20 protein-coding genes and 1 riboswitch are annotated in these 20,279 nt (G+C 41.6%); of the genes, 16 read left to right on the forward strand and 4 right to left on the reverse strand.

Features of this window, described 5'->3' with window-relative positions; translation table 11 throughout:
- Positions 1–66 precede the first annotated feature (66 nt).
- Positions 67–897, forward strand: coding sequence for an EcsC family protein (locus MHI33_RS02825; protein ID WP_126741652.1), 831 nt, complete (start codon positions 67–69; stop codon positions 895–897).
- A 25-nt stretch (positions 898–922) separates the two neighbouring features.
- On the opposite strand, the gene MHI33_RS02830 is transcribed toward MHI33_RS02825, so the two are convergent.
- Positions 923–2,020, reverse strand: a complete 1,098-nt coding sequence (locus MHI33_RS02830) for a DctP family TRAP transporter solute-binding subunit (RefSeq protein WP_340908951.1) — start codon at positions 2,018–2,020, stop codon at positions 923–925.
- 68 nt (positions 2,021–2,088) lie between these two features.
- Between MHI33_RS02830 and MHI33_RS02835 the strand changes: the two genes are divergently transcribed.
- From MHI33_RS02835 to MHI33_RS02870, 8 genes are all read left to right on the forward strand, one after another.
- Positions 2,089–3,708 carry an ATP-binding protein gene (locus MHI33_RS02835; RefSeq protein ID WP_445661768.1) on the forward strand — a complete coding sequence of 540 codons (1,620 nt, stop codon included), beginning with the start codon at positions 2,089–2,091 and terminating at the stop codon, positions 3,706–3,708.
- Positions 3,705–4,388: a response regulator gene (locus MHI33_RS02840; RefSeq protein WP_044140554.1), complete on the forward strand. Its 684-nt coding sequence runs from the start codon at positions 3,705–3,707 to the stop codon at positions 4,386–4,388. Before MHI33_RS02835 ends, MHI33_RS02840 begins: the two co-directional genes overlap by 4 nt.
- Before the next feature lie 125 nt (positions 4,389–4,513).
- Positions 4,514–5,782, forward strand: coding sequence for a C4-dicarboxylate transporter DctP (gene dctP, locus MHI33_RS02845; RefSeq protein ID WP_034666695.1), 1,269 nt, complete (start codon positions 4,514–4,516; stop codon positions 5,780–5,782).
- 208 nt (positions 5,783–5,990) lie between these two features.
- The gene (locus MHI33_RS02850; RefSeq protein WP_065097553.1) at positions 5,991–7,013 is read left to right on the forward strand and encodes an AI-2E family transporter; all 1,023 of its coding nucleotides are present in this window, start codon (positions 5,991–5,993) and stop codon (positions 7,011–7,013) included.
- Positions 7,014–7,076: 63 nt separating this feature from the next.
- A riboswitch (cyclic di-AMP (ydaO/yuaA leader) is annotated at positions 7,077–7,209 on the forward strand.
- Positions 7,210–7,287: 78 nt separating this feature from the next.
- Positions 7,288–8,529, forward strand: a complete 1,242-nt coding sequence (locus MHI33_RS02855; protein WP_044140556.1) for a dicarboxylate/amino acid:cation symporter — start codon at positions 7,288–7,290, stop codon at positions 8,527–8,529.
- A 126-nt stretch (positions 8,530–8,655) separates the two neighbouring features.
- Positions 8,656–9,582 (forward strand): ABC transporter ATP-binding protein, encoded by a 927-nt coding sequence (locus MHI33_RS02860; RefSeq protein WP_044140557.1) that lies wholly within the window; start codon positions 8,656–8,658, stop codon positions 9,580–9,582.
- Positions 9,560–10,327 carry an ABC transporter permease gene (locus MHI33_RS02865; protein ID WP_340908958.1) on the forward strand — a complete coding sequence of 256 codons (768 nt, stop codon included), beginning with the start codon at positions 9,560–9,562 and terminating at the stop codon, positions 10,325–10,327. Before MHI33_RS02860 ends, MHI33_RS02865 begins: the two co-directional genes overlap by 23 nt.
- 117 nt (positions 10,328–10,444) lie before the next feature.
- Entirely contained in the window at positions 10,445–10,780 is a 336-nt protein-coding gene (locus MHI33_RS02870) for a hypothetical protein (protein WP_003214381.1), read from the forward strand.
- Positions 10,781–10,879: 99 nt separating this feature from the next.
- Here MHI33_RS02870 and fbpB read toward each other — a convergent pair whose 3' ends face one another.
- Together fbpB and MHI33_RS02880 are read right to left on the reverse strand one after the other, a co-directional pair.
- Positions 10,880–11,029, reverse strand: coding sequence for a Fur-regulated basic protein FbpB (gene fbpB, locus MHI33_RS02875; protein WP_065097549.1), 150 nt, complete (start codon positions 11,027–11,029; stop codon positions 10,880–10,882).
- A 346-nt stretch (positions 11,030–11,375) separates the two neighbouring features.
- Positions 11,376–11,696 carry a thioredoxin family protein gene (locus MHI33_RS02880; protein WP_034663973.1) on the reverse strand — a complete coding sequence of 107 codons (321 nt, stop codon included), beginning with the start codon at positions 11,694–11,696 and terminating at the stop codon, positions 11,376–11,378.
- 183 nt (positions 11,697–11,879) lie between these two features.
- Here MHI33_RS02880 and MHI33_RS02885 point away from each other — a divergent pair, with 183 nt between their 5' ends.
- The 7 genes from MHI33_RS02885 (at position 11,880) to MHI33_RS02915 (ending at position 19,531) form a co-directional block, all read left to right on the forward strand.
- The gene (locus MHI33_RS02885) at positions 11,880–12,962 is read left to right on the forward strand and encodes a D-alanine--D-alanine ligase (RefSeq protein ID WP_044140559.1); all 1,083 of its coding nucleotides are present in this window, start codon (positions 11,880–11,882) and stop codon (positions 12,960–12,962) included.
- Positions 12,963–13,043: 81 nt separating this feature from the next.
- Entirely contained in the window at positions 13,044–14,408 is a 1,365-nt protein-coding gene (locus tag MHI33_RS02890; protein ID WP_044140560.1) for a UDP-N-acetylmuramoyl-tripeptide--D-alanyl-D-alanine ligase, read from the forward strand.
- A 27-nt stretch (positions 14,409–14,435) separates the two neighbouring features.
- A complete protein-coding gene (locus MHI33_RS02895; protein ID WP_113768715.1) occupies positions 14,436–15,128 on the forward strand; it encodes an alpha/beta hydrolase in 693 nt (230 codons plus the stop codon).
- Positions 15,129–15,255: 127 nt separating this feature from the next.
- A complete protein-coding gene (locus tag MHI33_RS02900; RefSeq protein WP_003213982.1) occupies positions 15,256–15,594 on the forward strand; it encodes a hypothetical protein in 339 nt (112 codons plus the stop codon).
- A 165-nt stretch (positions 15,595–15,759) separates the two neighbouring features.
- Positions 15,760–17,250 (forward strand): degradosome RNA helicase CshA, encoded by a 1,491-nt coding sequence (gene cshA, locus MHI33_RS02905; RefSeq protein ID WP_044140562.1) that lies wholly within the window; start codon positions 15,760–15,762, stop codon positions 17,248–17,250.
- A 312-nt stretch (positions 17,251–17,562) separates the two neighbouring features.
- Positions 17,563–18,042, forward strand: coding sequence for a PH domain-containing protein (locus tag MHI33_RS02910; protein ID WP_044140563.1), 480 nt, complete (start codon positions 17,563–17,565; stop codon positions 18,040–18,042).
- Positions 18,032–19,531 (forward strand): PH domain-containing protein, encoded by a 1,500-nt coding sequence (locus MHI33_RS02915; protein ID WP_340908970.1) that lies wholly within the window; start codon positions 18,032–18,034, stop codon positions 19,529–19,531. The genes MHI33_RS02910 and MHI33_RS02915 overlap by 11 nt, the downstream gene beginning before the upstream one ends.
- A 56-nt stretch (positions 19,532–19,587) precedes the next feature.
- Here MHI33_RS02915 and MHI33_RS02920 read toward each other — a convergent pair whose 3' ends face one another.
- Positions 19,588–20,193 carry a rhomboid family intramembrane serine protease gene (locus MHI33_RS02920; protein ID WP_340908973.1) on the reverse strand — a complete coding sequence of 202 codons (606 nt, stop codon included), beginning with the start codon at positions 20,191–20,193 and terminating at the stop codon, positions 19,588–19,590.
- Between the last annotated feature and the right edge of the window lie 86 nt (positions 20,194–20,279).

Below are 20,279 nucleotides of genomic sequence, written 5' to 3' on the forward strand. Positions count from 1 at the left end.
ATGATGGAAAAGGATTGTGTATAATAACAAACAAATACTTCAGCAGCATCTAAGGAGGAAAAAGGCATGGAGGAAAGAGAGTGGCTAAAAGCACAATTAAAGCAGATTGAACAGTGGGAGAAAGATCAGCAAAAGGTATGGTTTTGGGAGAAACTCAGCCGCCTGCCATTTCAAATGCTGGACAAGCTGACGCCTGCCTTTATCCAGAAAAAAATCGGTGTGCTGCTAGATGAAATGGGGCATTACATTCAATCAGGCGGTGCCTATTTGACATCAGAAAAAGGCATCATCCATCAATTTCAAAAGAAATGTGCCGACGAATCGATTCAGCGTATAGAAGATATAGAAAAAGCTCCAATTGAAATCATGGATGCCATTAGTGAACATATGGGGAAAAATAGGACGAATCTCGCCACGGTACAAGGGGCGACAACGGGTGTCGGTGGTATGTTTACACTGGCTGCAGATATTCCTGCGGTACTTGGTCTCTCCCTTAAAACATTACAGGACATTGCCGTCACCTATGGCTATGATCCTAAAAACAAGGAAGAGCGGGTCTTCATCATAAAATGTTTACAGTTGACCTCTGCTGATGTGGTTGGGAAGAAATCGATATTAAAAGAACTCAGGAGCTATCATGCTTCCGAAGGGAAACACGAAAACATGTTCTCACAAATCCAAGGATGGCGTGAGGTAGTCTATAATTACCGAGATTCATTTGGCTGGAAGAAACTGTTTCAGCTTGTTCCCGTAGCAGGGATTTTATTTGGCGCAGTTTCCAACCGCTCACAACTAAAAAGTATTGCCGAAACAGGCATGATGCAATACCGAAAGCGAAGAATTGTCTCAAGACTAGAAGAGCTCACGCAGCAAGAACAAAGTGAATCTGGTGCATAAAAAATCCTTTACTCAAAGGGATTTTTTATTTGGTCTTATCCTCTTCTTGAAAAGCATGGATTGTAGAATGTTCATAACGCGCACGCAGCTCACGAATCTGTTTGATTAGGGTGGAACCAATGGTTTTTTCGGCTTCCTCATACAAAGGATCGAGGGCTTTCATCCATTTTTGTCTTTCTGCTGGCGTCAATTCATGAATGGCAATTGGCGATTCCCGTTTAATGTCCTCTAGTTGATCTTTGTTCATCTGTTCTGCATGTTTTTCATTCCAAGCTGTTGTTTCTTCCATCGCTTCAAGTAAAATTCGTTTCGTTTCAGGTGTCTGGCGATCAAAGAAGGATTGATCTGTTAAGACCACATAGCCCAAATACCCGTGATTACTAATCGTCATATAGTCTTGTATATGGTAGAATTTTTTTGAATAAATATTTGAAATGGTATTTTCTTCACCATCTACTTTTTTTGTTTCTAATAGCTGAAACGTCGAATTAAACGATTCCTGATAGGACTTTGCGCCAAGAAGTTTGAATTGTTTTTCAATCATGTCGCTTTGCATAATGCGGAGAGATTGGTTTTTTAAATCACTAGGCTGTTTGATCGGACCTTTATTAGAGGTGATTTGCTTAAAGCCATTTGTCCAATACGCCATTCCCTTTAGCCCGTCTTTTTGCAGGGTGCCAAACAATCTTTGTCCAATTGCACCGTGCAAGCCTTCTTGAACCGCATCATAATTAGAAAAAGCAAAGGGAAGGTCAAGTGCCAGCCACTCAGAGGATAGCATGCCGAGCTTCGAGGTAGATGGTGCGATAAATTGAACTTGATTCTCTTTGAGTGCATTAATTTCTTCTATATCAGAATAAAGACTTCCGTTGGAGAAAATTTGAATGGTGATCTTCCCATCGGATTTTTCGTGCACAAGCTCAGCAAATTTCTTTGCGGCAAGTCCTTTTGGTGTATTATCTGCCACGACATGGCTAAATTTGAACACAAGCTGATCCTTCAGCCCTGTCTGTTCATCATCAAAGGTCGTCGCTGCTTTTGGCATCATATGATAAAAACCAAAGTATAAAGCGGTTACAAAACCGATCAAGAGCAATAGTGTATAGGCGAGTAAATTCTTCATGCGTCCGATCCCCCTTATGTCAAGCATACTTGACCGAGGAAGAATTCGTAAAGATACAGGTGAAAAAAATGATGAGAAATCGATTGAAAATACAACAATTATCTATTAGATGGAAGCTCACCATCCTCACATATTTCGTTGTCATTTTCGCCCTTTTAATCGGAGGAATTGTCCTTGTTGGGGGAATCCAGCAAACAGAGGAACGAGAGCTTCGAAAAAGGCTCATGAACACGGCGAGAACAGTTGCCGAGATGAATGAGGTGAAGCAGGCATTAGCTGATCAAACAAAGGAACGTGACCGATTACAGCATGCCATCGAAGAGATTCGGATTATTCAAGACGCTGACTACATTGTCGTCATGGATATGGATCATTTGAGATTAACGCATCCAGTGAAAGCAAGGATTGGTCAGCGCTCGGAGGGGACAGATGAAGAGCCTGCTTTTGCCGAGCATATTTATTTCTCAGAAGCAGAGGGAGAGCTTGGGACCGCCATCAGAGCCTTTTATCCAGTGAAGGATGATCAATTTAATCAAACAGGGGTCGTCCTTGTAGGGAGAACACTGCCAAGTATGATCGATATATTAGGAGAAATGAAGCGGGATATCCTCATGATCCTTTTGCTAACGCTCAGCTTTGGGCTTGTAGGTTCATTTTTGCTTGCTCGTCATATTAAACAGCAAATGTTTAAGCTGGAGCCGCATGAGATTGTCAGAATGCTAGAGGAGCGCACCGCAACCTTTCACTCTATTAATGAAGGGGTTATCGCCATTGATAATCAGCACATGATCACCATTTTTAATGAAAAGGCGAAGCAAATCTTTGGCGTGATAGGGGATGTCGTAGGCAGGAATATTTGGGATGTGCTGTCTGACACAAGACTTCCAGAGATCATTGATCGCGCAGAACCCGTCTACAATGAAGAAATTCATATGAGCGGAAAGCGGATTATGAGCAGCCGGATTCCGATTGTCATGAAAAAGAAAATTATTGGAGCGGTCGCCATTTTTCAGGACCGGACAGAAGCGGCAAAATTAGCAGAGGAGCTAACCGGTGTTAAGAACTTTGTAGACGGTCTGCGGGTGCAAAATCATGAGCATATGAATAAGCTTCATACGATTGCCGGGCTGATTCAGCTTGGTAAACCCGATCAGGCACTCGATCTAGCCTTTCAAACGACGGAAGAGCAAGAACATGTGATGGACTTTCTTCACCGCGTCATTCAGCATGATGCCGTTGCGGGATTATTGATGAGTAAAATCAGAAGGGGCAAGGAGCTAGGCATAAAGGTCGAAGTAGACGAACATAGCTGTCTACGTGATTTCCCTGAGCGTCTAGATCAACATGATATGACGAAACTGCTTGGCAACCTGATCGAGAATGCCTTTGCCTCCTATGATACTGTAGAAAGAGACACAAAATGCATTTCTATTAGTATTGATCAAACCGAGGATGTCCTCGCGATTTTAATTGAAGACAACGGCTCCGGGATTGAAGAGGAAATGATTCCTTATATTTTCGATAAAGGCTTCACACACGGCAAAGAAGGCGGAACAGGCTATGGCCTGTATATTGTAAAAACGATTATCGACAAAGGGATGGGAAATGTAGAAGTTACATCAAGCATCGGCATTGGTACCACCTTCTCAATCGAATTCCCAATGATCATAGAGGAGAGAGACAGATGACTCAGATTAAGGTGCTATTAATTGAAGATGATCCGATGGTGCAAGAAGTGAATAAAGAGTTCATTAAGAGTGTTCCTGGCTTTCAAGTGGCGGCAGTCGCAGGTAATGGGGAGCAGGGCATCCAGCTCATCAAAGAAATTCATCCAGACCTTGTTGTCCTCGATGTATATATGCCAAAAAAAGATGGCGTGAAGACGCTTCAAGACATTAGAAAGCAAAAGATACAGGTGGATGTGATCGTTATTTCTGCGGCAAAGGACAAAGAGACCATTGGCATCATGCTTCAAAATGGCGCACGAGATTATATCATCAAGCCGTTTAAATTCGAACGTATGAAAGAATCACTTGAAAGCTATAAAGCGTTTAAATCTAAAATTCGTACAGCAGCAGAATTTTCTCAAGAGATGCTGGATGATATCATACGAAAGCCTGCTGTTAAGCTGGAGGATACTTGGCTCCCTAAGGGGCTGAATGTGCATACGATGAATGAAATTAAAGCCTATATGGGCTTGCAGGAAGGCCCGCAGTCTGCAGAAGAAGTTGCCAATGCACTCGGCATTGCCCGTGTCACGGCACGCCGGTATTTAGACTTCTTAGTGAAAGAAGGCGAGCTGAAATTAGATATGCAATATGGCGGGGTAGGCCGGCCTGTCAATAAATATATCGTACATTCTGACTAAGAGACCAAAAAGACCAAAATGTACGATATGTTCATAAGCTTCACAGCCTTTGGTGAAACCGCTATCATTTAGCTACAGATAATAGTTAAGCGTTTACATCAAAGGGTGAGGGAGTTGATTTTTTTATGAAGAGGCTTTTGAAGAACCTGACATTTCAGGTGATTGCAGCTGTCATTATCGGAATCATTGTCGGGATGGTTTGGCCAAACGTCGGAAAAGAAATGAAGCCGCTTGGTGACACCTTCATCAATGCCGTTAAAATGGTCATCGCACCAATTATTTTCTTAACCATTGTTCTTGGTATTGCCAAGATGGGGGATATGAAAAAGGTTGGAAAAGTTGGGGGAAAAGCATTTATTTATTTCGAAGTCGTCACGACGCTTGCTTTGGTCATCGGACTTTTTGTCGTAAATATTATGAAGCCAGGTGCAGGTCTGGACTATAGCAAGCTTGAAAAAGGGGATGTTTCACAGTATACCCAAAATGGAGGACAGGGTATCGACTGGATGGAATTTGTCACACACATCGTGCCATCTAACATGGTAGATGCTTTTGCAAAGGGTGATATTTTACAGGTCTTATTCTTCTCTATTTTATTCGGTGTTGCGCTTGCTGCACTTGGCGAGAAGGGGAAAGGAATCATTGAGTGGCTTGATAAGCTGTCACTTGTTTTCTTTAAAATCATTGGCTATATTATGCGTGCTGCGCCGCTCGGTGCATTTGGGGCAATGGCCTATACAATCGGACACTTTGGTTTGGCATCGATTAAACCGCTCGCAAGTCTGATGCTCTCCGTTTATATGACCATGTTCCTGTTCATCTTCGTTGTGCTGAATATCATTTGTAAAATGTATGGCTTCAGCCTGTTTGGTTACTTGCGATTTATCAAGGATGAAATATTAATTGTTCTTGGCACAAGCTCATCAGAATCCGTACTGCCAAGAATGATGGATAAAATGGAACGCTACGGGTGCTCTAAGTCTGTTGTGGGTCTTGTCATCCCAACAGGGTATTCCTTTAACTTAGATGGAACCTCGATCTACTTATCGATGGCTGTGGTCTTCTTAGCGCAAGTGTTTGGTGTAGACTTGTCTATCGGTCAGCAGATCACCATTATCCTTGTTCTAATGCTCACATCAAAGGGAGCGGCTGGGGTGACAGGAAGCGGATTTATCGTGCTGGCTTCTACACTCGCTGCACTACAGGTCATTCCGCTAGAGGGGCTTGCACTTCTGCTTGGAGTAGATCGATTCATGAGCGAAGGAAGAGCTATCACAAATCTCATTGGAAATGGGATCGCGACAATTGTTGTGGCGAAAAGTGAAGGGGAATTTGACGAAGCGAAGAGCAAAACAGCCCTTCAAGAAATGCGAAATATGAAGCAAGCTGTATAGTATAAAAACAACCAAAAACCGAAACCTTATGTCTACATGGGGTTCGGTTTTTTCTTGTGCTGAAAAGAAAAAACATTAAAGCTTGATAAATTTAGGGCGAATCGTAAGACCTCATTGACCTTTTATTATATAATTTACAGAAAGATCCGATATAATGTATATCAGATCCGATAAAAATAGACTTTAGTCCTGGCAGGTGTGTAACGTAATGGCGGCATTTTTAAAATTGTTCGAAAAACCCGGTGTTAAGCGGTTTTCTGTATTTGTAGTATTAGCGACAGTCTTATATCTATTAAGAGGAATGATGAATTTAATTCTCTTGACCTTCATATTGACCTTTTTGATGAATCGGTTAGAAGAGGTCATTAGAGGCTTTTTAAGTCGCTTCCTGAAAATAGGGCAGAAATCGGTTATTACCCTTTTGTATATTCTTTTGGCTGGTGGATTGACGTTTGGTGGATTCGTGTTTGTGCCAATCATAGCCAAGCAGGTGGAACAGCTATTTCATTTAGGAAAGAAAATTGCAGATCATCCACAAGATTTACCCTTCTTTGATGTCATCACGAACGTATTCGGAGATTTTAAAATATCAGCTTACTTTGAGAAAGGGTTTAATTTCCTCTATACATACTTAACTGATTTCAGTACGTTCAGTATCCAGGTCATTATGTCCTTAATATTAAGCATGTTCTTCCTGTTCGAAAAGGAACGCCTCATTCAATTCATGAACAAGTTCAAAACGAGTAAAATCTCTGTGTTCTACCATGAAATCGCCTTCTTTGGACGTAAATTCTCTAGAACGTTTGGAAAGGTACTCGAAGCACAGTTTATTATTGCAACTGTTAACTGTGTTTTAACAACCATTGCGCTAGGTATTATGGGATTCCCGCAATTATTTGGATTAGCGGTCATGGTCTTTTTGCTAGGCTTAATCCCAGTGGCAGGTGTGGTCATCTCACTTATTCCACTCAGCATCATTGCGTATACGCTTGGAGGCGGCATGTATGTCCTGTATATCGTGCTTGTGATCGTCATCATCCATGCGATTGAAGCTTACTTCTTAAACCCAAAGCTCATGTCAGCAAAAACAGAACTCCCTATTTTCTTCACATTTATTGTGCTGATCTTCTCTGAACACTACATCGGCATTTGGGGACTGATTATTGGTATCCCGATCTTTGTGTTCATTTTAGATATTTTGGAGGTCACGAATAAGGAAGAAAGTAATTAAAAAGTTCATATGAACCTGTTTACAATTTTCCAAAAATAAGGTATAAATAGTATGGAAATATCATATTACCACACGCTTAATCCTTCTAAAGGAATGGGGGACCCATGTTTTTGGGGTGAATTTTTCTCTGTGAGAAAAAAGGACATCTCTTCGTCCTAACCCGTCAGCTAACCTCATCGGCGTGAAGAGAGTAAACAGTGGTACGTGTATGGAAACAAAGACCCACGAGAAAACTCTCTTGTGGGTCTTTTTTGATGAGGAAGGGGAGAGTTTATTGAAGCTAGCGACGAAAATTATTATTGCCTTGTTCGTAGGTGCAATCACAGGACTATTGCTTAACATTTTTGCTCCAAATGTATTCAAAGTGTTAGACCCTTATCTATTTACGCCTCTAGGTCAAATCTTCTTAAATCTGATCAAAATGTTAGTGGTGCCGATCGTATTCTTTTCCATCACACTAGGTGTAGCAGGTCTAGGTGATCCGAAAAAGCTTGGCAGAATCGGCGCAAAAACCATTACTTATTTCCTGCTTACTACTACTTTTGCCATCATCATTGGCATTTCATTAGCCTTATTAATCAAGCCGGGAGCAATCGGTCATTTTGATACGAAAGCGGCTGATTATTCCGCAGAGGAAGCCCCATCAATGGCAGAAACACTACTCAACATCATTCCAACCAATCCAGTCCAATCTTTAGTTGAAGGAAACATGCTTCAAATCATCGTCTTTTGTGTATTTTTAGGTCTTGGCATTGCCATGCTTGGAAAGAAGACGGAAGGTTTGCTGAAGCTGTTTGAACAAGGAAATGAATTAATGATGTACCTTGTCGGCATAGTGATGAAGTTCGCACCATACGGAACATTCGGTTTGATCGCAACTGCCATTGGCAGCCAGGGATTTGATGCGATGAAAGCGATGGGCCTCTATTTCTCGGTCGTGTTAGTTGCGCTCGTGCTGCATTTCTTCCTGACTTATGGGTCAACTGTCGCCATCTTAGCGAAACGAAATCCGATGGCATTTTTCAAAGGGTTTTCTCCAGCAATGGTTGTCGCATTTAGTACGTCAAGCAGTAACGCAGTCCTCCCAGTCTCGATGGAAACAGCCCAGAAACGCTTGAAGGTACCAGAGCCGATTTCAAGCTTTGTACAGCCGCTTGGTGCAACCATTAATATGGATGGTACAGCGATTATGCAAGGGGTCGCGACTATTTTTATCGCGCAAGTGTATGGAGTTGAACTGACGCTTGTCCAAATGCTGACGGTTGTCTTAACGGCTGTCTTAGCAAGTATCGGTACAGCGGGTGTGCCAGGAGTTGGGCTCATCATGCTCGCTATGGTACTGAACTCTGTGAATCTGCCGGTTGAAGGCATTGCGCTCATCCTTGGCATAGACCGCTTATTAGATATGGCAAGAACCGTTGTCAATATTACAGGTGACGCCGCATGTGCGGTGATTGTGACAGAAACGGAGAAAAAACACGAGAAAGACGCAGCATCACCGAACCTATCCATGTAATGTAAAAGAAGGGCTGACTCGATCAGCCTTTTTTTCATGGAGTCCCTTGTCTTGCGTGATATACTTTTAACAGAATGAGCGGTCTTATTTGCCGCCAAAGGTTTTACATCAGAAGGAGGAGCCACGTTGGAGTCTGCTGTTTTAAAAGTAGAGAAAGTCGATAAACGAATTGGCCGGAAAATGATCTTACAAGATATATCTATAGAAATAAGGAATGGGGAAATCGTCGGCTTACTAGGACCAAATGGGTCTGGAAAAACAACCTTGATTCGTTTGATCGTTGGCTTGATGAAAAAAAACAATGGCCGAATCATGATCAATGGATATTCACAGGATGAGGATTTTCGACATGCGATGTCATCTGTTGGTGCAATCATAGAAAATCCCGAATTTTATTCTTATTTAACAGGCTTTGAAAACCTTGAACTGTATGCGGCGATGCACGATGCAGTGACGGAGGAACGAATGCAGGAAGTGGTGAAAAGAGTTCGTCTGGAGCACGCCATTCATCAAAAGGTGAAGACATATTCACTGGGGATGAAACAAAGGCTTGGGATTGCACAAGCCATATTACATCAGCCGAACCTGCTCATTTTAGACGAACCGACAAATGGACTTGATCCTGCAGGTATGAAGGAATTCAGGGAGCACTTGCAAACACTAGTAAGAGAAGAAGGAACGTCCGTATTATTCGCCACACATTTATTGCATGAGGTTGAAGAGCTATGTGACCGCATGATCATCATTCAAAAAGGACAGATCAAAGCTAGTGCCATGCTTCGAGACATAGAGGGGAAAGAACAGATGCTCATGAATATTCAGCCAGTGGAAAAGGCGGTTTCGTGGCTCGATACACATGCCTATACATATGAACGAAACGGAGCACATGTATTACTTCAATTGAACAAAGACCAAGTGCCTGAGCTGAACAAACAGCTTGTTCTGGCTGGATTTGATGTACTTGAAATGACGCCTCAAAAGCCATCAATTGAAGAGGCATTTATGAAATGGACGGAAGGCGGGACGGCAGATGCTTCAACTCATCAAGAATGAGCATAAGAAAATGATGAGGAAAAAGATCACGTTCATTGCACTTGGATTGATCGTTGTGTTTCAATTGGCGATGGCTTTAGTGTTGAAACGAGTCATTTCCAGCTTTGGTGGACAAGACACTGTCGCCAACTATTTTGCTTATTCCACGAATGTCGTGTTTATTTTACAGGTGCTCGCAGTTGTCATTGGCGCGACCTTGATCTCAACAGAATTTCAAAAAAGGACGATCAAGTTTTTATTGATACGGCCCAAAACAAGGCTGCAAATTTTCATGTCAAAATACATCACCCTTGTGCTTATGGTCATTTATTTGTTTGTTTTTTATTATGTCATTGCTTTCCTATTTGGCCTTATTTTCTTTGGTACTGCATTTGATGAAAGTACGGGACGATTATTTCAGCATACATTTGCTGTGATCGGATCTCAGTGGGTGGAAGTGATCATGATGGCAAGTTTCGCTATTATGTGTTCCAGCTTGTTTAGGAACAGCTTCGTTGCGCTTGTGACCTCGTTTTTTGTTTTATATGCGGCTAAATCACTTGTGCCTATTATGTCTCTTTTAGAAAATCAGTGGGGGAAAATTCTGCTTTTTGCTAATACGGACTTTACTCAGTACAGCTTTCAAGGACCGCCGCCCTTCCAAGGCATGAGCCCTTTGTTTTCTCTATTTATGGTAGGGGCGCATTTTGTTTTCTTTGTTGGCACGGCTTGGGTTCTTTTTTGGAAGCGTGATGTAAATGTGTAAAAATTGTGTCAAATAACAAGGAAAATTCGTGACATCTTTGTGAAAACGAGTCTGCATTTCACGATAACCGTCTGATTTTGTCTTATAATAAGAGGGAGTTTTGGAGGTGGCACTATCGTGAAAAATTTCATTACGGCTTTACCCATTTTGTTGTTGCTGTCGTTTTCGTTTGTGTCTTTTGCCTTCCAGTTTGATCATCTTATTTATTTCAGGCTAGCGCTGGGGATCTTTTCGTTAGCGGGTCTTTTCTTTCTGTATACACTTAAAAGAAACATGAAATGGTTCATGGTTTATTTATATGCGAGCTGGATCATTCTTGCTGCTGTCACAACATTTGAGGAGCCTGTCTTTTCTCAGTTCTTCTTCGGTGGTTTAACAATGACCATGGGTTATCTCACATATATGCTCATTTATTTAGGAATGAAGCAGGACCGTGTAGCGAAATCACATTAAAACAAAAGCCGATAAAATCACAGCATAGATTTTATCGGCTTTTTTTGTTGAAAAAGACAAAAGAGAGGGGCAGCCAGCTTTGACTGCTCCCCCTTATGTTTATGATTCACGTCCAGCAACTGCAAGCTGCTTCTGATGCTTTTTGTCGATGGTTTCGTATATACTTTCCATCATTTTAGGATCGCGCATGATGGCTTTCTTGTTTTCTTCAATCAATTGCTGATACGTTTTGATTTTCTTCTTAGACATGTGACTCATCGCTCCTTTATAAGAATAAACGTCTATAGGATTCCGTATAGATGAAATTGATAATCATTTTCAATTAGCACCTCTATTATACAAAGCGCGATGCCGGAAGTAAAGATTATATTCAGAAAATTCACGTAATCGACAAATTCGAAGCCTAGTCGACGCTCATTCTTTCCCAGGAAATAATTCCTGTCATTTCATGTCGTAAGAGAAGCATCTATATAAAACATTCTTTCGCTCATTGAAACGTTTTGACTGAACAATTCGTCTTATGAAGAGATTTGATGTAAGAGATGGAGAAAAAAAGACACCAGCAAGTGTTTGCTGATGTCCTTCGTTTCACGATTTAAGAAACGTGCCCTTGAAGAAACTCTGTCACTTCTTCAGGTGATTTTGCGTTTGCACTGTGTAAATGACCTGTTTTTTCGCCATTTTTGAAAATTAACAGGCTTGGAATACCCATGACCTGATACGTTTCTGCTAATTCAGGGAAATCATCTTTGTTTATTTCAAACCATTCATGGTGAGCATACGCCTCTAAGATGTCTGGAATGAACATGTCCATTCTTGTACAGTCAGGACACCATGTTGCAAAGAATTTAACGATGACTTCTTTGTCAGATTGAATGATTTCATTGAATTGTTCAGTACTTGTGATTTTTTTCAATTTGTCACAACTCCTTTTCAATGTCATTTTAATATAAAATAAAGGCGAATGACATACAAATGCTCGGGAGGCGCTTACAACTTTACAAATCATTTCAATTCCGTAACAACAAAAATTAATTAGAGCATTTTTGCTTGAAAGTGATAAGATAGTAAAGATGAATTTTAGTGGGGGGAGTATCCATTGAAAATAAGTTTAGGATTGATTTACGGCGGAAAGTCAGCCGAACATAATGTATCACTGCAAACAGCCCTTGCAGTTACAAAAGCACTTAACACTGAGAAGTTCGATATACATCCAATTTATATTACAGAAGAGGGCGAATGGCTAAGAGGAGAAAAACTCACTGAACCAGTATCAAACGTCAGAATGCTTCAATTTGAACAGAGCGCAAAGACGTTTTTACCAACTTCTTTAAATGAGAGCATGTTTCCACAGCCTGCATCCGCTGATGAGAAGATTGATGTTGTCTTCCCATTATTGCACGGGCCAAATGGTGAAGATGGAACGATGCAAGGATTACTTGAACTGCTAAATATCCCGTATGTCGGCAACGGCGTTCTTGCTTCTGCCGCGGGTATGGATAAAGTCATGATGAAAGATGTTTTTGCTCAAGCAGGACTTGCACAAGCAAAGCACCTTTCCTTCAATAAAAAAGACTATGAGAAAGCCACGGCAGACAGCTTAGAACAGGTGGAACAAGTACTTGGCTATCCATGCTTTGTGAAACCTGCCAACATGGGATCAAGTGTTGGAATAAGCAAATGCCGCAGCAAAGAAGAGCTACAAACCGCATTCGACTTGGCTTTCCAATATGATCGTCGTGTGGTCGTAGAAGAAGGCGTTGTAGGAAGAGAAATCGAGATTGGTGTATTAGGAAATGACGAGCCGAAATGCTCTGTCGTTGGTGAAATTGCACCTAAAACAGATTTTTATGACTACAAAGCAAAATATGAAGATGGCGATACAGATTTGATCATTCCTGCGAGTGTGTCAGAAGATGAATACAAGACGATTCATGATATGGCGATTAAGGCATTTAAATCCCTAGACGGTTCTGGTCTTGTACGTGCAGACTTCTTCCTCACAGAAAAAGGCGAAGTGTTGATCAATGAAGTGAATACAATGCCTGGATTCACACCATTCAGTATGTTCCCGCTGCTTTGGAAGCACACTGGTGTAGAGTATCCAGAGCTAATTGAAAAGCTAGTGTCACTTGCAATTGAACGCCATCAAGAAAAACAAACCATTAAAACGACTTTTTAATGTGAGCAACAAGCAGACACTATCCTTAGGTAGTGTCTCTTTTCCTTCAAACGTGAAATGAGAAAGAGAGGCGAAAAAATCATGATCAAACGTACAGTGAATCAAATCGCCCAAATGGCTGGTGGGACACTATCTAATCAAGCTTTTGGCGAAGAGCAAATTTACGGAGTGACGACAGATACACGAAAAGTATCAAAAGGTGCATTGTTTATCCCCTTAATTGGAGAACATTTTAACGGTCACACATTTGCTTCTAAAGCAGTGGAGCTTGGAGCCGCAGCCGTTCTTTGGAATCAAAAAGAAGCCAATCCACCGTTCGGTGTACCTGTCATTCTTGTCGACGATACTCTGGCAGCACTTCAGCAATTGGCAAAATCATATTTAAAAGAAGAAAACCCTCGTGTTGTCGGTATTACAGGAAGTAACGGGAAAACGACAACGAAAGATATGATTCATTCCGTCTTACAAACAACGTATCAAGTTCATAAAACAGACGGTAACTTTAATAATCATATCGGTCTTCCGCTCACCATTCTTGCGATGCCAGAAGGTACAGAGATAGCTGTATTGGAGATGGGCATGAGTGCAAAAGGCGAGATCGAGTTCTTGTCAAACCTAGCTGAGCCTGATGCAGCAGTCATCACTAATATCGGAGAATCTCATATGCAAGATTTAGGATCAAGAGAAGCCATTGCTGATGCAAAATGTGAGATCACAAAAGGGCTAAAAGAGGATGGGACCTTTTATTATTTAGGAGATGAACCTTTGATCCGAGAGAGAGCGACTCTACTTTCGCAGCAAGTGAAAACCTTTGGAGAAGCAGAGGACTGTGATATCAAGGTAACGCATATCAACCAGCTTGCAGAAGGAACTGAATTTCAGGTCGAAGGGTATGCCCAGGGTTTTCTCATTCCTGTATTAGGGAAACATAATGTAAAGAATGCCCTTGCTGCCATTGCCATAGGCCAGCATTTCGGACTGAATGAAAGACAAATCGCCCAAGGACTCATGCAAACAAAGTTGACAGGGATGCGTCTTGAACTGTTTAAAACGGAAAAAGGAATCACTGTTATCAATGATGCATATAATGCAAGCCCTACTTCCATGAAAGCTGCCATTGATCTTGTAGGAGATATGGACGGCTTCGCAAATCGCATTCTTGTCCTTGGAGACATGCTTGAGATGGGCAGCGAAGAAGAAACGTATCATTATGAACTAGGCCGCTATATCAAGCCTGAATTTATTGATCATGTGATGACGTATGGCCGCCTAGGTGCATTCATCGCTGAAGGAGCAAAGAAATCATTCGGTGACGCGCGCGTGTTCTCATTTATGGACAAAGAGGAACTGAAGAAAAAACTTGCTGACGTAGCAGGTCCTGACGATGTTGTTCTCGTCAAAGCCTCTCGCGGCATGAGATTAGAAGAAGTCATTACTGCACTATAAAAAGAGAGCGGCAAAGAAGGTGACAGAATGATTGGCTGTCTATGTATACATGGATTCACTGGCGCCCCCTATGAAGTGGAACCGCTAGCGCAATATTTAAAGCAGAAGACAGATTGGAACGTTCAGTCTGTCACGCTTCCGGGGCATGGAGATGAACTTCAACTAAAAGGCATTCTCTATCAAGAATGGATTGCGACAGCTGAATTAGAACTTCTTTCTCTTTACCGAACATGTGATACCATTTTTTTGATCGGGTTTTCTATGGGAGGAATGATTGCTTCTTATCTTGCAGCGAAGTATCCAGTTGCTCGTCTCGTCCTTTTAAGTGCTGCGGCGAAATATGTGAATCCAAAACAAATGATTCAAGACACAAGGCAGATGGTGAAGCAATCATTGTCTGGATTGATTGATACGAATCCTTTGTATGATAGATACCGTCATAAGCTAACGAGCACACCGCTGTCAGCCGCTGTAGAATTTATGAAGCTGGTGAAGCAAACAAAGAGCTCCCTTGAGAAGCTTCACCTCCCTGTGTTAATTGTTCAAGGGGAAAGCGATGGGATTGTGCCAGCTTCAAGTGCACAATTTATTGATCATAAAATCCCGTCTCGACAGAAAGAAATATTTTATTTACCTGACTGTAAACACCACGTTTGTCACGAGCCGTGTGCACAGCAATTGTTTGAAAAAGTAGAGCAATTTCTAAAAAAAACAATTTAATCTATAGAAAAGCGAAAATGTGGCTAAACTAATATAAATTGAATCCCACTTGTTAAAAATTGCATCATTTTTGTCGAATGAGTGACAAGCCTATGGTACAATAGGAAAGAAAAGGTGGCTGATTCGGTTGTTTCAATATGACGGAAAAACCTTTGTCCCGCAGTCTAATTCGAGTAACGGAGAAGTATCGGCAGGCACCATATTTCAATATCGTCAGGACGGGAATATATTAACGGGCACATATCAAGGCGGCAGTATTGTATCTGGTGTACTTGTAGGAACTGTAAATGAGGATGGAACACTTCATTTTAGGTACCACCATGTCAGCAAAGACGGTAGCATGAGAAGCGGGTCTTGCAATTCTACACCTAAGCAGTTGGATAACGGAAAAATTCAACTGTTCGAAAAGTGGAAATGGATGGATGGAGATCAAAGTGATGGTGAATCTGTCATTGTGGAACAGTAGATATATCCATTTCTGTCTTGTTGAAAAACAAATAGTGTAATGGTAAGATATAAGGTAGGGTAATTCGGGCTTTGTATATAATGGACCTGTCCTTTCGGAAAAGGGCAGTTTTTAATGATCATTCACGAGATTACTGAAACAGCAATTAGAAGGAGTTTGAATAATTTGACTATAACGTTTCAAGATTTTCAATTAAGCGAAAGTCTCATGAAAGCTATTAACCGCATGGGATTTGAAGAAGCAACACCGATTCAAGCGGAAACAATTCCTCTCGGTCTTCAGAATAAAGATGTCATTGGACAAGCACAAACAGGAACAGGAAAAACTGCAGCATTTGGTATTCCTCTTGTAGAAAAAATTGACCCAGCGTCTCCAAATATCCAAGCGATTATCATTGCGCCAACAAGAGAATTAGCGATTCAAGTATCTGAAGAGCTATACAAAATTGGCCAAGACAAGCGTGCGCGCGTACTTCCGATTTACGGTGGACAAGATATCAGCCGCCAAATCCGTTCGCTCAAGAAAAATCCTCATATCATCGTAGGGACTCCAGGACGTTTACTCGATCACATTAACCGTCGTACAATGCGTCTTCAAAATGTTGAGACTGTTGTGCTTGATGAAGCAGACGAAATGCTAAACATGGGTTTCATCGAAGACATTGAATCGATCCTTTCAAATGTACCAAGTGAACACCAAACCCTTTTATTCTCTGCGACAATGCCTGCACCAATTAAGCGCATTGCGGAACGTTTCATGACCAACCCAGAACACGTAAAAGTAAAAGCGAAAGAAATGACTGTCTCTAACATCCAACAGTTCTACTTGGATATTCACGAACGTAAGAAGTTTGATACATTGACACGTCTTCTTGACATTCAATCACCTGAGCTTTCAATTGTCTTCGGTCGTACGAAACGCCGTGTTGACGAATTGTCAGAAGCGCTTAACCTTAGAGGTTATACAGCTGAAGGGATTCATGGTGACCTAACTCAAGCGAAACGTATGGTTGCGCTTCGCAAATTCAAAGAAGGTTCAATCGATGTGCTTGTAGCAACAGACGTTGCAGCACGTGGACTTGATATCTCAGGCGTAACACACGTGTATAACTTTGACGTACCACAAGATCCAGAGAGCTACGTCCACCGTATTGGACGTACAGGCCGTGCTGGACGTACAGGTATGGCGGTGACATTCATCACACCGCGTGAAAAAGATATGCTTCGTGCGATTGAGAAAACGACTAACCGTAAAATGGAACGTATGAAAGAACCAACTCTAGATGAAGCAATTGAAGGTCAACAGCAAGTAACCATTGATCGGCTGCGCACAATCATCAGTGAAAACAACTTAAACTTCTACATGACAGCTGCTGCTGAATTGCTAGAAGATCATGATTCTGTCACAGTGGTTGCGGCTGCCATCAAAATGATGACAAAAGAGCCAGATGCAACACCTGTTCGTTTGACAGATGAAGCACCAATGATTTCAAAACACAATCGTAACAACCGCAGCTCTTCTAAACGTAGAGACGGTGGCGGCGGAGGCGGCTATCGCGGGAAAAGCCGCTCATCTTACGGTGATAAAAAGCGCTCTTCAAATGACCGCAATCGTTCTTCTAGCGATCGTCGTCAAAAGAAATCTTATAATAGCTAATTCAAAAGCGAATCCTTTGCAGGATTCGCTTCAGCGTGTAGACAAACCCTCGCATTCGTTGTCAGGTCTGCGCGCTGGTGCTCACGAATGTTCAATTCGCTCCGCGCCAGTGCTCGCCCTTCCTAGACTTCAAAGGTTTTCTATCACGCTGAAAAGAAGACAAAGTGCTAAAATAAACATCATTTTAGCACTTTGTCAACAATCTAAAGCGAATCCTTTGCAGGATTCGCTTTTTTTTAACAGGTTTGCTGAAACTTTTTAGGATTTGTTTCGTAATATATTGATAGAAAAGTAAGAGAATGGGGGAAGAATGTGAGAAAACAGCCGCAACGTCAAATTAGTTTAAATGGTTTAAAGGTATGGCGTCTTCAAAATGGAATTATCTCATTGATTTTCTTACTCATCATCATTGGGGTATTTGTTGCTAGTTATTATCTTCAATGGCCATATTGGATTGGCGCCATCCTCACCGGTTTATGGGTCTTACAGGTCATTTTTGGCATTTGGCTTATACCGAAAATCCGTCATCGTATCTGGCGCTACGAAGTATTCGAAAATGAAATTGAAATTCAGCATGGACTCATTCGCGTTACACGTGTGATTGTACCCATGGTTCGTGTCCAGCATGTCGATACATCACAAGGGCCGCTTTTAAGGCGCTACCGTTTGGCATCTGTTCAAATATCGACTGCTGCCACAGTTCATGATATACCGGCGCTAGAATTAGAAGAAGCAGATGAGCTTCGTGATTACATATCTCGTTTAGCAAGGGTGACGGAAGATGATGTCTGAACCAAAACGTGTACATCCAATCTCGATGTTCATTGATTTTATATCAGATGCCGTAGCCATGATCAAAAACTTCATTATCCCTTTTTTCGTACTTATTTTTGTGAACTCGAACTCGAGCATTCGTTTTTATGCATTTATCATTCTTGGTGTGCTTCTTTTATGGAAAGCTGTTTCAACCGTTTTAGCATGGAGGCGATTTACCTACCGGATGGAAGAGGATGAATTTCGCGTGGAATCGGGCGTCATCACAAAAAAGAAAAAATATATTTCGTTAGAACGAATTCAAACGGTGAATACAAGTGAAGGTATCTTCCAGCGGATTTTTGGTTTGGTGCGTGTCCAAATTGAAACAGCTGGCGGAACAGACGGTCCGGAAGTGAGTCTGACGGCAATTACAAAAGCAGAAGCGGAACAATTAAAGCAATCGATTTTCAACCGGAAGAAAAGCTTGCAGCAAGAAGAAATGGTGGATGAAAATGGGGATGTCCCGCATGATACTCTGACAGCGCAGCAACCTGTAGAAAAAGAAATCAATGTTTCCTACCGAATGGGTATACCAGAGCTGCTTTTGGCTGCGACCACTTCAAGTGGGATCGGAGTCATTATTTCTGGGTGTCTCGCCATTTACACACAAATAGATGAAATTCTTCCTTTGGACGGATTCTTCAAGCGGTTCTCTTTTTTAAGTCATGCGAGTGTTGAGATTTATGCGATTCTCATATTTATTGCCGTATTGATTGCGTGGATTCTTAGTGTTGGGGTAACGGCCCTTCAATATGCAAATTTTACCGCAAAACGAAAAGGGAAAGACATCATCATCACAAGAGGGCTCATTGAGAGGCATCAAATGACCATTCCACTTGCGAGAATTCAAGCAGTGAAAATCAAAGAAAATATTCTCCGTGAACCCTTTGGTTTTGCGACGGTGATGCTTGTGAGTGCAGGAGGTTCTATTACCGAAAAAGAAACCTCTTCCGTCTTATTTCCACTGATTCGGAAGAAAAAAATCAACGAACTGCTCTCTCAATTCACAGATGATTATCATTTGGAGCCAGAAGCTGAACTGAAAAAGGTGCCAAAGCGTTCACTCAAGCGCTATCTGATCTCTTTCGGCTTTGTACCATTACTTGTCGGCGTGATCCTATCTGTCCGTTTCCCGCCATGGGGGTATTTGGCACTCATTCCGCTTCCTATTGCTTTGGTTTTTGGCTATTTAGCTTATAAACAATCAGGCTATACGATCAAAGATCCATTGATTCAACTGACATCAAGAGGCATTGGCAAAACCACCGGCATTGTCTTGAGGAAACGAATGCAAAACTATACGATGACGCAATCTTTCTTTCAAAAGAAAGGCCGAGTGGCGAGTATTCACACCTTTGTGAAATCCTCTGCGCTGCTTGATTCCTTTGGTGTTCATCACCTTGAGGAAGAAGATGCAGCACGTGTAATGGATTGGTATTCATATGAAAAAAATAAATCTTCTTAAACAAAAAATGTCGATCCGCTTCCTGTTCATAGGAGTGATCGACATTTTTTATGAGGTTAGTAGCGTCTTTTTTTTGTATGGAAAAGTAGCGTAAGAGGTGCTAGGAGCATGCCGCCGATTAATCCAAATAAGTGAGCCATAATATTGATGTTTGAGTTGACGAACGTCATGATGACAGAGACTGCAAGAATCGTTAAGATCACCTGAGAATTACCGCGGTCCATCATATGCGGTTTAAATAGAACAAGGTATAAATAAACGCCAAACAAACCGAAGATGGCACCAGAAGCGCCGACATGTACATACTCTAAAGGCTCCACCCAATAGGTTCCGAGATTGCCAATGAATCCTGCACCAAGATAGATAATGAGAAATCGAACCTTCCCAAGCAAATGTTCAAGCGCTGGAGCGAATAAGAACAAAGACATAGAATTGAACAAAATATGGGTCAGACTTCCGTGAAGGAAAACAGGTGTGACGAGCCGCCACCATTCTCCAGTAGCTACACCATAATTGAAACCGACGAGATGGTCGTGACCAAGCTGTATAAGAGGGATAGGAAGCGCAAATATAAGCCATAGACCAAATTGCAAAGCAAGGATCGTTGTGACGATTGGATAAGATCTAATAAATTGTTGAAAGCTCTCCGTTCGAATAAACATAACAAACCCCTTTTGACTAGATAATGGTAAGTTTATAGTAACACGTTTATGAAGAGAACATCCAAATTAGTACGAGTATCATAGGA

The sequence above is a fragment of the Bacillus sp. FSL K6-2971 genome, from assembly GCF_038006405.1.
GTDB classification, from domain to species: domain Bacteria; phylum Bacillota; class Bacilli; order Bacillales; family Bacillaceae; genus Bacillus; species Bacillus pumilus.

What these genes read in the sequence shown, in the direction of transcription:
- MHI33_RS02915 (WP_340908970.1), top strand. Translation starts at nt 18,032, where the DNA reads ATGATGTCTGAACCAAAACGTGTACATCCAATCTCGATGTTCATTGAT.
- MHI33_RS02830 (WP_340908951.1), bottom strand. Translation starts at nt 2,020, where the DNA reads ATGAAGAATTTACTCGCCTATACACTATTGCTCTTGATCGGTTTTGTA.
- MHI33_RS02825 (WP_126741652.1), top strand. Translation starts at nt 67, where the DNA reads ATGGAGGAAAGAGAGTGGCTAAAAGCACAATTAAAGCAGATTGAACAG.
- MHI33_RS02890 (WP_044140560.1), top strand. Translation starts at nt 13,044, where the DNA reads ATGATCAAACGTACAGTGAATCAAATCGCCCAAATGGCTGGTGGGACA.
- MHI33_RS02840 (WP_044140554.1), top strand. Translation starts at nt 3,705, where the DNA reads ATGACTCAGATTAAGGTGCTATTAATTGAAGATGATCCGATGGTGCAA.
- MHI33_RS02895 (WP_113768715.1), top strand. Translation starts at nt 14,436, where the DNA reads ATGATTGGCTGTCTATGTATACATGGATTCACTGGCGCCCCCTATGAA.
- MHI33_RS02835 (WP_445661768.1), top strand. Translation starts at nt 2,089, where the DNA reads ATGATGAGAAATCGATTGAAAATACAACAATTATCTATTAGATGGAAG.
- dctP (WP_034666695.1), top strand. Translation starts at nt 4,514, where the DNA reads ATGAAGAGGCTTTTGAAGAACCTGACATTTCAGGTGATTGCAGCTGTC.
- MHI33_RS02865 (WP_340908958.1), top strand. Translation starts at nt 9,560, where the DNA reads ATGCTTCAACTCATCAAGAATGAGCATAAGAAAATGATGAGGAAAAAG.
- fbpB (WP_065097549.1), bottom strand. Translation starts at nt 11,029, where the DNA reads ATGTCTAAGAAGAAAATCAAAACGTATCAGCAATTGATTGAAGAAAAC.
- MHI33_RS02850 (WP_065097553.1), top strand. Translation starts at nt 5,991, where the DNA reads ATGGCGGCATTTTTAAAATTGTTCGAAAAACCCGGTGTTAAGCGGTTT.
- MHI33_RS02920 (WP_340908973.1), bottom strand. Translation starts at nt 20,193, where the DNA reads ATGTTTATTCGAACGGAGAGCTTTCAACAATTTATTAGATCTTATCCA.